Source organism: Streptococcus oralis (assembly GCF_001075675.1).
GTDB classification, from domain to species: Bacteria; Bacillota; Bacilli; order Lactobacillales; family Streptococcaceae; genus Streptococcus; species Streptococcus oralis_V.
Map to the genome: position 1 here is coordinate 33,023 of NZ_JUNW01000043.1, position 13,749 is coordinate 46,771.

Genomic DNA, 13,749 nt, shown 5'->3' on the forward strand with positions numbered 1-13,749 from the left:
AAGAAATGTAAACGCTTACTGGAAAATGAAAGGATTTAGGAGTTCATGGATAAACGATTTTTTGAAAAACGCTGTAAGTTCAGTATTCGTAAGTTTACGCTTGGAGTAGCTTCGGTGATGATTGGAGCGACTTTCTTCGCAGCTAGCCCAGTATTGGCTGATCAAGCAAGAGTTGGTTCAACAGATAATTTGCCGAGTGAACTGGCTGATTTGGATAAGAAGGCTAGTGATGAGGGGCACGATTTTGACAAGGAAGCTGCCGCTCAGAATCCTGGTTCAGCTGAAACTACTGAAGGCCCTCAAACAGAAGAAGAGTTATTGGCTCAAGAAAAAGAAAAGTCTGAAAAGCCAAGCAATCTGCCAAAAGAATTAGAAGATAAGTTGGAGAAAGCTGAAGACAATGGGCGTGAAGTTGAAAAGGATCAATTGGCCCAAGATACAGGGAAACTTGTTCCAGAAGATGTAGCTAAAACGACTAACGGGGAATTAAACTACGGCGCAACTGTTAAAATCAAGACGCCATCAGGAGAAGGCAGCGGTATTGTCGTTGCTAAAGACCTTGTCTTGACGGTTTCTCATAACTTTATCAAAGACAGCCAAGACGGCAATATCCGTAAGGTTGTGGATAATGACCAAGGGGATGGAGATATCTATAGCATCTCTTATCCAGGATTGCCAGATGTCAAGTTTAGTAAGAAAGATATCATTCATTGGGATCGTGAAGGCTACCTGAAGGGCTTCAAAAATGATTTGGCCCTAGTGAGATTACGTACAGTTCTAGAAAATACGCCTGTTGAAGTAACCAAAAAGCCAGTAGTTAAGAAAATCGGAGATAAGCTCCATGTCTTTGGTTATCCAGAAGGGAAATTGAATCCGATTGTCAATACTACAGTTGATTTTGCGGAACCATACGGAGAAGGTGTCCAAGGGATTGGTTACCAAGGAGGAAAACCGGGCGCTAGTGGTGGCGGTATCTTTGATACAGAAGGAAAACTGGTCGGTGTGCACCAAAATGGTGTAGTTGGAAAACGGAGCGGCGGCATTCTCTTCTCACCAGCTCAACTAAAATGGATCCAAGACCACATGCAGGGAATTTCAAGTGTGAAACCAGCAGACTTGGAAGAGAAAGAGAAACCGGCTGAAGAAAAACCAAAAGAGGATAAACCTGCAGCTGCTAAACCTGAAACGCCTAAGACAGTAACTCCTGAATGGCAAACAGTAGTGAATAAAGAGCAACAAGGAACCGTCACTATTCGTGAAGAAAAGGGTGTTCGCTACAATCAATTGTCTTCAACGGCCCAAAATGACAATGATGGCAAACCAGCCTTGTTTGAAAAACAAGGATTGACAGTTGATGCTAATGGAAATGCGACGGTTGATTTAACCTTCAAAGATGATTCTGAAAAGGGCAAATCACGCTTTGGTGTCTTCTTGAAATTTAAAGATACCAAGAACAATGTTTTTGTTGGTTATGACAAAGATGGCTGGTTCTGGGAGTATAAATCTCCAACCGATAGCACCTGGTATAAGGGGGGCCGTGTAGCAGCGCCTGAGACAGGATCAATTAACCGCCTATCAATTACCCTCAAGTCAGATGGACAACTCAATGCAACGAATAATGATGAGAAACTTTTTGATACGGTCACTTTGCCAGCAGCTGTTAATGAAACTCTCAAAAATGAGAAGAAAATCGTCCTAAAAGCTGGCTCCTATAGCAATGACCGTACGGTTGTCAGCGTTAAAACAGACAATCAAGAAGGTGTAAAAGCAGATGATACTCCTGCCCAGAAAGAAACAGGTCCGGTTGTTGACGATAGTAAAGTATCTTATGACACTATCCAGTCAGCAGTTTTGAAAGCGGTAATTGACCAAGCCTTTCCTCGTGTGAAGGAATACACCTTGAATGGGCATACTTTGCCAGGACAAGTTCAACAACTTAAGAAAATCTTGGTAAACAATCACGAAATTACACCTGAAGTCACCTATAAGAAGATCAATGACACAACTGCCGAGTATTTGATGAAACTTCGTGATGATGCTAACTTCATCAATGCAGATATGACTGTACGCTTGCAAGTTGTGGACAATCAATTACATTTTGATGTGACCAAGATTGTCAATCACAACCAAGTTACTCCAGGTCAGAAGATTGATGATGAAAGAAAACTTCTCTCCTCTATCAATTTCTTAGGAAACTCACTTGTGTCAGTTTCAAGCGACCAAACTGGGGCTAAGTTTGACGGGGCAACTATGTCAAACAACACTCATATCAGTGGAGATGAACATATTCCTGTAACCAATCCAATGAAAGATTTGGCTAAGGGCTACATGTATGGTTTTGTTTCTACAGATAAGCTTGCTGCAGGTGTTTGGAGTAACTCTCAAAACAGCTACGGTGGTGGTTCGAATGACTGGACTCGTTTGACAGCCTTCAAACAAACTGTAGGAAATACAAACTATGTGGGAATCCAAAGTTCTGAATGGCAATGGGAAAAAGCTTATAAAGGGATTGTATACCCAGAGTACACTAAGGAACTTCCAAGTGCTAAAGTTGTTATCACTGAAGATGCCAATGCGGATAATAAAGTTGACTGGCAAGATGGTGCCATTGCTTACCGAAGCATCATGAACAACCCTCAAGGTTGGGAAAAAGTCAAGGATATCACAGCTTATCGTATCGCGATGAACTTTGGTTCTCAAGCACAAAACCCATTCCTCATGACTCTAGATGGTATCAAGAAGATCAATCTCCATACAGATGGTCTTGGACAAGGTGTTCTCCTTAAAGGATATGGTAGTGAAGGTCACGACTCTGGTCACTTGAACTATGCTGATATTGGTAAACGTATTGGTGGTGTTGAAGACTTCAAGGCTTTGATTGAAAAAGCGAAGAAATATGGAGCTCATCTAGGTATCCACGTTAACGCTTCTGAGACTTATCCTGAGTCTAAATACTTTAATGAAAATATTCTTCGTAAGAATCCAGATGGCAGCTACAGCTATGGTTGGAACTGGCTAGATCAAGGTATCAACATTGATGCTGCTTATGACCTAGCACATGGACGCTTGGCTCGCTGGGAAGACTTGAAGAAAAAACTTGGTGATGGTCTCGACTTTATCTATGTGGACGTTTGGGGCAATGGCCAATCAGGTGATAACGGTGCCTGGGCTACCCACGTTCTTGCTAAAGAAATTAACAAACAAGGCTGGCGCTTTGCGATCGAGTGGGGTCATGGTGGTGAATACGACTCTACCTTCCAACACTGGGCAGCTGACTTGACCTATGGTGGCTACACTAATAAAGGTATCAACAGTGCTATCACGCGCTTTATCCGCAACCACCAAAAAGATTCTTGGGTTGGGGACTACAGAAGTTATGGTGGTGCAGCCAACTATCCACTTCTAGGTGGCTACAGCATGAAAGACTTTGAAGGCTGGCAAGGAAGAAGTGACTACAATGGCTACGTGACTAACCTCTTTGCCCATGACGTCATGACTAAGTACTTCCAACACTTCACAGTAAGCAAGTGGGAAAATGGTACACCAGTTACCATGACCGATAACGGTAGCACCTATAAATGGACTCCAGAAATGAAGGTTGAGCTAGTCGATGGGGCAGGTAACAAGGTTGTTGTGACTCGTAAGTCAAATGATGTCAATAGCCCGCAATACCGCGAACGTACAGTAACGCTCAATGGACGTGTGATCCAAGATGGCTCAGCTTACTTGACTCCTTGGAACTGGGATGCAAATGGTAAGAAACTTCCTACTGATAAGGAAAAAATGTACTACTTCAATACGCAGGCCGGTGCAACAACTTGGACCCTTCCGAGCGATTGGGCAAATAGCAAGGTTTACCTTTACAAGCTAACTGACCAAGGTAAGACAGAAGAACAAGAACTAACTGTAACAGATGGCAAGATTACCCTAGACCTTCTAGCAAATCAACCATACGTTCTTTACCGTTCAAAACAAACCAATCCTGAAATGTCATGGAGCGAAGGTATGCATATCTATGACCAAGGATTTAACAGTGGAACCTTGAAACACTGGACTATTTCAGGAGATGCATCTAAGGCAGAAATCGTTAAGTCTCAAGGCGCAAACGATATGCTTCGTATCCAAGGCAATAAGAGCAAGGTAAGCCTTACTCAGAAACTGACTGGCTTGAAACCAAATACCAAGTATGCTGTTTATGTAGGTGTCGATAACCGTAGTAATGCTAAGGCAAGTATCACTGTGAATACTGGCGAAAAAGAAGTGACTACTTATACCAATAAGTCACTTGCTCTCAACTATATCAAAGCATATGCTCATAACAATCGTCGTGACAATGCTACAGTTGACAATACAAGTTATTTCCAAAACATGTATGCCTTCTTTACAACTGGATCAGATGTCTCAAATGTTACTCTTACTTTGAGTCGCGAAGCTGGTGATGAAGCAACTTACTTTGATGAAATTCGTACCTTTGAAAATAATTCAAGCATGTACGGAGACAAGCATGATACAGGTCAAGGAACCTTCAAACAAGACTTTGAAAATGTAGCTCAAGGAATCTTCCCATTTGTAGTAGGTGGTGTCGAAGGTGTTGAAGATAACCGCACTCACTTGTCTGAAAAACACGATCCATATACACAGCGTGGTTGGAACGGTAAGAAAGTCGATGATGTTATCGAAGGGAATTGGTCATTGAAGACAAATGGGCTAGTGAGCCGTCGTAACTTGGTTTACCAAACTATTCCGCAAAACTTCCGCTTTGAAGCTGGTAAGACTTATCGTGTAACCTTTGAATACGAAGCAGGATCAGACAATACCTATGCCTTTGTAGTTGGTAAGGGAGAATTCCAGTCAGGTCGTCGTGGTAGTCAAGCAAGCAACTTGGAAATGCATGAATTGCCAAATACTTGGACGGATTCTAAGAAAGCCAAGAAGGCAACTTTCCTTGTGACAGGTGCAGAAACAGGCGATACTTGGGTAGGTATCTACTCAACTGGAAATGCAAGCAATACTCGTGGTGATTCTGGAGGAAATGCCAACTTCCGTGGTTATAACGATTTCATGATGGATAATCTTCACATCGAGGAAATTACCCTAACAGGTAAGATGCTGACAGAAAATGCACTGAAGAACTACTTGCCAACTGTTGCCATGACCAACTACACCAAAGAGTCTATGGATGCTTTGAAAGAGGCGGTCTTTAACCTCAGTCAGGCCGATGATGATATCAGTGTTGAAGAAGCGCGTGCAGAGATTGCCAAGATTGAAGCCTTGAAGAATGCTTTGGTTCAGAAAAAAACAGCCTTGGTAGCAGAAGACTTTGAAAGTTTGGATGCGCCTGCCCAACCAGGTGAAGGCCTAGAGAATGCCTTTGATGGCAATGTATCTAGCCTATGGCATACATCTTGGAATGGTGGAGATGTAGGCAAGCCTGCAACAATGGTCTTGAAAGAACCTACTGAAATCACAGGACTTCGCTATGTTCCACGTGCATCCGATTCGAATGGAAACTTGCGAGATGTGAAACTGGTTGTCACAGATGAGTCTGGTAAGGAACACACCTTCACCGTAACAGATTGGCCAAATAACAACAAACCAAAAGATATTGACTTTGGTAAGACAATCAAGGCTAAGAAAATTGTCCTTACTGGTACCAAGACATACGGAGATGGTGGAGATAAATACCAATCTGCAGCGGAACTCATCTTTACTCGTCCACAAGTAGCAGAAACACCTCTTGACTTGTCAGGCTATGAAGCAGCTTTAGCCAAGGCTCAGAAATTGACAGACAAAGAAAATCAAGAGGAAGTGGCTGGAGTTCAGGCGAGTATGAAATATGCGACGGATAACCATCTCTTGACGGAAAGAATGGTCGAGTACTTCGCAGACTATCTCAACCAATTACAAGATAAGGCTGCTAAACCAGACGCTCCTACAAGTAGCAAGGGTGAAGAGCAACCTCCTGTTCTTGAAGTTCCTGAATATACAGGCCCTTATGGAACAGCTGGAGAAGAAGCGGCTGTTCATGACCTACCTGAGTTTAAGGGCGATGTCAATGCGGCAGAAGCGGCTGTTCATGACCTACCTGAGTTCAAGGGTGGCGTCAATGCAGTTCAAGCCTTGGTAAACGAATTGCCAGAATACAAAGGTGGAGCCAATGCAGTTCTAGCAGCTGCAAATGAAGTTCCAGAGTATAGAGGTGGCGTCAATGCAGTTGAGGCCTTGGTAAATGAAAAACCAGCTTACACAGGTGTATTGGCTACAGCTGGAGATCAAGCAGCTCCAACAGTTGAAAAACCTGAGTACCTGCTCACTCCAAGTCCAGTAGCTGAGACCAAAGCTCTGGAAGATAAAGAAGAGAAACTTCCTGCCACAGGAGAACATGCTTCAGAAGCAGCCCTCTTCTTAGCAAGTGTGAGCATCGCTTTATCTGCTGCGGTTCTTACGACAAAACGAAAAGAAGACTAAACAGATTTGGTTTTAGAAGTCCAAAAGATCTCGAATCAAATAGGATCAAACAGCCGGAGAGGACCTCTAGGTTCTCTCCTTTTTCCAAAGGAGAAATGATACCGCTTACTCATGTATGCGGATGAAAGGAATAGGAGAAAGATGGATAGACATTTTTTTGAGAAACGCTGTCACTTTAGTATAAGAAAATTTGCAATCGGTGCAGCCTCCGTGATGATTGGTGCTAGTATCTTTGGCGCCAATATGGTTCAGGCAGCAGAAACAGCAGCGCCTTCAGAAACAGAGGGAAGCATCACCCATGTTCAAGCACTGGATAAGTTACCAGATGATTTAGCCGCTGCGCTTGAAAAGGCAGATGCAGAAGCTGCAACAGAAGCAAGTCATGAAGAAACTCCAGCGACTGATGAGGGAACTAATCCTGCAGCAAGTGAAGAGACAAAACCAGAGACAAGTCCTGCAAGTCCCAAGCCAGTTGAAACGCCGAAACCGGTTGAAACACCAAAGGCAGACAATAAACCAGCTGAAACTGCTACGCCAGCAGCAAAACCAGCTGAAAAGCAAATTGAAGATAGAGAAGATGTCAACCATCTCGAAGGTGCTACTGCTCAGGCGAGCAACCATGAGACTGGTACCAACTTTACTGCGGATAAAGCTATCGATGGAGATGACAATACTCGTTGGGCTACAGACAAAGATGTACCAAAACCAACTTTTGAACTAACTCTGCCAAAGACTACCTTGATCAAACATGTAGAAATTGACTGGGATCGTCGTCTTCGTAATGGGCAAAATGACCCTAATATCAAATCTTGGAGTCTCTACTATGCAGGTCAAGAAGACGTGGGCGCTAATGGAGAAAAACAATGGAAACTCGCTCATACCAAGACTGGAGAACCTGTTTTAGATGAGAAAGTTGACCTAGCTGAAAGTATTCAAGCTAAATATCTTAAGTTAGAAATTAACGACTATCAAGCGGGCACAATGGGTTGGAGAAACGTTGGCATCCAAGAAATTCGAGCTTATTCAAACGTTCCGGACCATAGTAGGGTAACGGATATCCGCCAAGTAACCGAACTAACAGTAGCAGAAGATGGACAGTCTCTTGTCTTACCAACTTTACCAGGAAAAGTCAGTCTCATCGGAAGCAATAAACAAGGTGTAATTGACCTTCAAAATCACATCCATAAACCTCTGACAGATCAACGCGTCAAGGTCATGGTCCAACAAATCAGAGACAGTCATACCTTTACAAAAGAGTTTGAAGTAGTCATCAAGGGCTTACATCAGGACGAAGGTGTGGGTGTGAAACCAAAAGTAGCACCAGCTGTTCAACAATGGTATGGGAAAGAAGGCCAATCTTCTATCACTTCAGATACAGTCCTTGCGACGGGTGATTCTGGCTTTGATCAGGCTGCAACCTTCTATCAGTCAGACCTTGCCAGCCGTGGATTGGAACTAGCAACAGGTGACAAGCAGGCTCAAAAACGAATCGAATTTAAAAAAGTTGAAAACAAGGGTTATGGTAAAGAAGGGTACGGTATCACTATCCAAAATGATGTGATTACCATTGAAGCTGCCACAAACACAGGAGCCTTCTACGCCACTCGTACTCTTCTTCAAATGGGAGAAACAGACCTACAAAATGGCGAAATTCGTGATTTCCCAAGTTTCAGCCACCGTGGCTTTATGCTGGATACAGGTCGTAAATTTATCCCTTATGACACCCTTGTAGACATCATGCTCAACATGGCTTACTACAAGATGAACGACTTGCAGTTACACCTCAACGATAACTATATCTTCCTTAAGGAACACTTGGCAGGTAAGAATTTAAGTCCAGAAGAACAACTCAAGTATGTCCTTGAACATGCCAAGACTGGTTTCCGTTTGGAGACCGATATTGTCGGTACGAATGGTCAAAAATTGACATCAGATGAGCACTATACCAAGGAAGAAATGCAAAATCTGATTAAACTTGCCAAGGCCTTGCATATCAACCTAGTGCCAGAAATTGATACACCAGGTCATGCACTATCATTTGTCAAAGTTCGTCCAGACCTCATGTATCAAGGTAGTTTGAGCGATTATGCAGGCAAGCACAATGTCGAGCGCGTAGCCATGCTGGACCTAGATAAAAAATACGATGAAACGCTGGCTTTTGTCAAATCCGTCTATGACAAACTCCTCGATGGTCCAGATGCACCACTTCATGGGGTATCCACTGTTCATATCGGAACGGATGAATACTATGGCAGCAGAGAAAGTTATCGTCGCTATGTCAATGACCTTATCAAATACATTAAAGGAAAAGGCTATACCCCTCGTATCTGGGGCTCACTCAGTGCGAAACGTGGGAACACTCCTGTTGATTGGAACGGAGTAGAGGTTGATATCTGGAGTATCGGATGGCAACGACCAAATGAAGCCATTGCTCAGGGAGCTAAGATTATCAATATCACGGATGTACCGACCTATAGTGTCCCAAGTGGAAGCAATAGTCAAGCAGCCTACGGGGACTATGCTAACTACGAACGTCAGTACAATAGCTGGACACCAAATGATTTTAGAACAGGTGGAGGTCCGCTTCTACCAGCTTCTCATCCAAGTATCCTTGGTGGTGGTCACGCAGTTTGGAATGATAATATCGACCTTCATGAAACCGGTTTGACCTCTTATGACATCTTCAAACGCTTCTTCAAGAGCATGCAAACCACTGCAGAACGCACCTGGGGATCTGACCGCGCAGCTGCGACCTTTGCAGAACGCACCCTACCAACGAGTCCTTATGCGCCACAGTCAAATCCTGATAAAGAGATTGATCAAAGCGACTTGTTTACCATCAATTCTGAAACAGTCAAGAACTATGCAAGTAAGAAAGTGAAGACAAGCGAACAGGGATTGGCTTTTGAGAAAGACAGCAGTATCGAAGGCTTGGCTGGTGATGTTGGTCCAAGTCACGTCTTGAAGTTTGATGTAACTGTCACTGGAGACGGGGAACAAACCTTCTCAACAAGTGGGGACAATCGTATCTATCTAGCTGATAAAGACGGCTATCTTGCTTACCAGTTTGAACAGTTCCATATCCAATTCAATAAAAAACTTGAAAAGAACAAACGTTATCAAATCTCTATCGTGACCAAACCACAATCAACCGAAGTCTATGTGGATGGTGAAAAGATTGAGCGTATTGCAAATCCAGCCCACCCTCGATTTGCCCACAATAGCTTGGTTCTACCGCTTGAAAGCATCGGTGGTTTCAAAGGAATCTTGCATAGTGCAGAGTTGTCAGACAAACCATTTGTAAATCCTCGTTTGATTTCAAATGATAAGATTACAGCAACCGCAAGCAGTCAGCAACTTCCAGGAAACGCGACTGAAGGCGCTGTTGAAAAGGCCTTTGACAATGATCCAAATACCTTCTGGCATACTAAATGGACTGGTGACACTGCGCCATACACCCTTACTATGACCTTGAAAGAAGCAGAAAAAGTCAATGGCTTGACGTATCTCCCACGTCCAGGTGGTGGAAATGGTGTCGTGACACGCTACGAAATCTACGCACAAAAAGATGGCCAAATGGTCAAGGTTTCAGAAGGAAACTGGGACAACAACGCCCAAGAAAAAACAGTCAACTTTGCGACGGTACATACCAACAAGATTGAGTTGAAAGTATTGGAAGGCGTTGGTGGTTTTGCAAGTGCAGCTGAAGTTCATCTATTAAAACCTGTGAAAGAAGAGCAAGAAACGCCTGCACCAAGTCAACCAGAAAAACCAACTACACCTGAAAAACCAAAAGTAGACCAAACCGGTGATGGAACAGTTGAATTGGCAGATCAATTCACTGCAAGTAAACCAGCTAGCGAAGATAGCATTGCAGCTGCCAGCAAGAGCGCAGACTATCTCAAGAAAGAGTACAAGGTCTTCCCAACTCCACAAAAAGTGACTTATGGAGAAGGAGTCACAGCCCTTCGCAAGCAAGTCAATCTGGTCATGGGCGATCAACTCGATATCTATACTCGCAATCGCTTGAAGAGTGTCTTGCAGGACAATCAAGTATCTTATACAACTGGTAAGGCGGCAATCGCTGGCGCAACCAATATCTATCTTGGAGTGCATGGACAAGGCTCACAAGCAGAGCAAAACTTGTCCAATGTTTCAGCAGGTCTCTTTGACAAGATTGACGCCTATGTCTTGAGTATCAAGGATAATTCGATTTCCATCGTTGGAAAAGACACTGATGCAGTCTTCTATGGTTTGACAACCTTGAAACACATGCTCAAGGAAAGCCAAGTACCAGTCCTTCGCAATGTAACAGTAGAAGATTACGCAGAGCTCAAGAACCGTGGTTTCATCGAAGGATACTATGGAAACCCATGGTCGAATGCCGATCGTGCAGAACTCATGCGTTTTGGTGGCGATTTGAAATTGAACCAATACTTCTTTGCACCAAAAGACGATCCATACCACAACAAGAAATGGCGTGAACTCTATCCAGAAGAAAAACTAGCTGAAATCCGTGAACTAGCTCGCGTCGGAAATCAAAGTAAAACACGCTATGTCTGGACTATCCATCCATTCATGAACAACCGCATCCGCTTTGGCAATGAAGCGCATTACCAAGAAGATTTGGCAACCATCAAGGCTAAATTTACCCAGTTGATGAAAGTGGGTGTCCGCGAATTTGGTATCCTTGCAGATGATGCTCCAAGCCCAGTCGGAGGCTACAATAGCTATAACCACTTGATGCAAGATATGACCAAGTGGTTGACTGAGATGCAGGGAACTTACAGTGGTCTTCGCAAAGAAATGATCTTTGTTCCTGGACAGTATTGGGGTAATGGACGTGAGGATGAGTTGAAATCCCTCAATGAAAATCTCCCAAGATCAACAACCATGACCTTGACGGGTGGTAAGATTTGGGGTGAAGCCTCTGAAAGCTTCCTTTCAACTCTCAAGAACAATCTATCCGCAGGTGGAAAGACCTATCGCCCAGTTTCACTTTGGATTAACTGGCCTGTAACAGATAACTCTAAACAGCACTTGATTCTAGGTGGTGGTGAGAAATTCCTTCATCCAAATGTGGATCCAAGCTTGCTATCTGGTATCATGTTGAACCCAATGCAACAGTCTGAACCATCTAAGATTGCCCTCTTTGCAGGAGCTCAATACTCATGGAAACAGTGGAAATCAGAAGAAGAAGCTAAGAAAATCAATGATATTGCCTTCAACTTTGTAGAAAATGGTCATTTTGAAGATAGCAAGGTATCAGCAGCCTTCCGCGAACTTGGTAAGCACATGATCAACCAAAACATGGATAATCGTGTCGTCAAACTAGAAGAATCGGTAGACTTGGCTCCAAAATTAACAGACTTCATGACCAAGCTCAAAGCAGGTCAGGATGTGACTGCAGAACGTGCAGCCTTGCGAGCTGAATTTGCCAAGATTAAAGAAGCAGCCGAACTCTATAAAGCATCAGGCGATAAAAAAATGGTTGCCCAAATCCACTATTGGTTGGATAATGCAATCGATCAAATGAATGCTCTCGATGCCTTCCTTACAGGAACTGAAGCCATGGCTACAAACGATGCAGCCAAACTTTGGGATAGCTACTATAAAGGTTTGAAATTGTACGAACAGTCTCAAACTCACACCTTCCATTATGTAGACCATATGGAAAAAGCTGAATTGGGTGTTCAACATATTCGTCCATTTATCCTATCCTTGAAAGAAGTTCTAGCGTCTGAAGTTCAAAAAGTCTTGCATCCAGACCAAATCATCAGTACCTTTATCACCAATCGAACAGGTGTAGAAGGTGGTTTAGCAGAAGTAACGGATGGCGATTTGGCAACTCATGCGATTATTAAATCACCAAATAGCATCAAGACAGGTGATTATATTGGTATGAAGTTCAACAAACCAGTAGCGATTCAAACCTTGACCTTTGTTATGGGAACGCAGGCAAATCCACGTGATACCTTTAGTAAGGCAGAAGTGCAGTATCAAGATGAAAATGATAACTGGGTAACCTTGAAAGAGCCAAGCTATGTCGGAAATGAATCCCTTCTTAAGTTTGAAAATCTCAATATCAAGGCCAAGGCAGTTCGCATGATTGCGACAGCAGACCGCGAGAACACTTGGTTTGCAGTTCAGGAAATTGCAGTCAACCGTCCAGTTGAAAAAGCTCGTAGCCAACAAGCAACGACAGTTAGTCTAAGCTCAAACTTAGTTTACAAACTAAATACCTCAGCCCGTCAAATCACTGATGGCAAGGACAATACAGAAGCCATGATGGCAAATGCTGACGGTAGCAATACGACACCAGTAGATGCTTGGGCACAACTTGACCTCGGTGAAGTCAAGTCAGTCACTAAAGTTCGTCTTCGTCAAGGAACAGGTGATAAACTTGCAGCAGGTTTGCTTGAGTATTCTACAGACGGTACTACTTGGCAGGAACTCGATCGCTTGTCAGGTGAGCAAACCAAGGAAGTGACTAGAGCAATCAATGCTCGTTACATCCGAGTACGCAATACCAAGGCCCTCGACCTCTGGTGGCGTATCCAGGACTTCTCTGTTGAGACACGCTCTGGAAACAGTGAGTTAACGGACACCAACGTTGATGCCTTGAAGGAAACTCCGGTAGTGGATAGCTTGGGTAGTTACGAGCTTCAAATTCCAGCTGGAACCAAACTTCCTGCAAATAGCTATCTAGGTATGAAACTTGACCGTATCCATCAGGTCAAGAGCATCCAGCTCCAAGGCCAAGCCAACCCAGCTCTTAGCCTTGAGTACTCTGCAAATGCGCAAGAATGGTTGCCAGCTAGCCAGTTGACTGATAGATCTGCAGCAAGCCATTTAGTACGTTATGTGCGTCTGGTCAATAAAACAGATCAGGAACAAGCTGTGACAGCCACTTCTCTCCTTGTGACAACCAAAGAAGTACAACCAACCAAACTAGAATCTACAACTATGGGCATTCATCCAACATACGGAAGCAATGATGTTCGTAAACTAAACAACCTAGATCAATTGTTTGACGGTGTTTACAACAACTTCGTTGAGTTTTCAGACTATGCTCGTAAAGATGGTCATGTGACCTTGAAACTTGGCAGCGAACGCACTATCAAGAAGATTAGAGCCTACATCCAAGACGGAACTCAAAACTATCTTCGTGATGGTAAGATTCAAGTCAGCCAAGACGGTAAAACTTGGACTGATGTCGTTACAGTAGGAGATGGTGTGGCCAATAGCACACACGATGATTCATTGACAGATGGTTGGACA

Annotated in this window: 2 protein-coding genes; both read left to right on the plus strand. The window is 43.5% G+C overall.

Features of this window, described 5'->3' with window-relative positions; genetic code table 11:
• Positions 1 to 45: 45 nt before the first annotated feature.
• Positions 46 to 6,468 (plus strand): SpGH101 family endo-alpha-N-acetylgalactosaminidase, encoded by a 6,423-nt coding sequence (locus ADM50_RS06325; protein ID WP_080983080.1) that lies wholly within the window; start codon positions 46 to 48, stop codon positions 6,466 to 6,468.
• Positions 6,469 to 6,609: 141 nt separating this feature from the next.
• Positions 6,610 to 13,749 (plus strand): beta-N-acetylglucosaminidase domain-containing protein (locus ADM50_RS06330; RefSeq protein ID WP_049484920.1); only part of this gene is annotated, 7,140 nt, incomplete at its 3' end.